Source organism: Rubrivirga litoralis (assembly GCF_031846415.1).
Taxonomy (GTDB): Bacteria; Bacteroidota; Rhodothermia; order Rhodothermales; family Rubricoccaceae; genus Rubrivirga; species Rubrivirga litoralis.
On sequence record NZ_JAVRHT010000095.1, the window covers coordinates 1 to 469 of the forward strand.

Genomic DNA, 469 nt, shown 5'->3' on the forward strand with positions numbered 1-469 from the left:
GGAACTGTTGACCGCCTCGATCGCCGTGTCGATGGTGGTGATGGACGCCTGTGCATTGGCAGCCGTGTCAACGGTGAGCGTGCCAGCCACGGTGCCGGCAAAGTCGTCGGTGCCGATCCCGAGCGTGGCGACGTTCGCGGCCCCGATGTCCACGCCGAAGGTGTCGGCCGCACTGGCGCCGACCTGGAAGTTGAGGGCCAGGTCGCCCGCGTTTGTCGGACTGCCCGCGCCGTCTTTGGCTCCGCCGAAGATCTTCGTGCCGTTGAACTCGGCGCCAGCGAGGGTGTCGCCGATCTCCGCTGTGAGGGCGTCGAGCTGGTTCTTGATCGCTGTGCGCTCCTCGCTACCCATCGTGTCGTTGGCGGCCTGCACGGCCTTCTCCTTCATCGTCTGGAGGATGTCCATCGTCGAGTTGAGGGCGCCTTCGCCGACGGTCAGCATGCCCTTGGCGTCGCCGATGTTCGAGAGT

General features: G+C 66.1%; 1 protein-coding gene. It reads right to left on the reverse strand.

All coding sequences use genetic code 11. The features are described from left to right. Positions 1-469: flagellin (locus RM540_RS16330; protein WP_432280815.1), on the reverse strand; the 469-nt coding region annotated here is incomplete at both ends.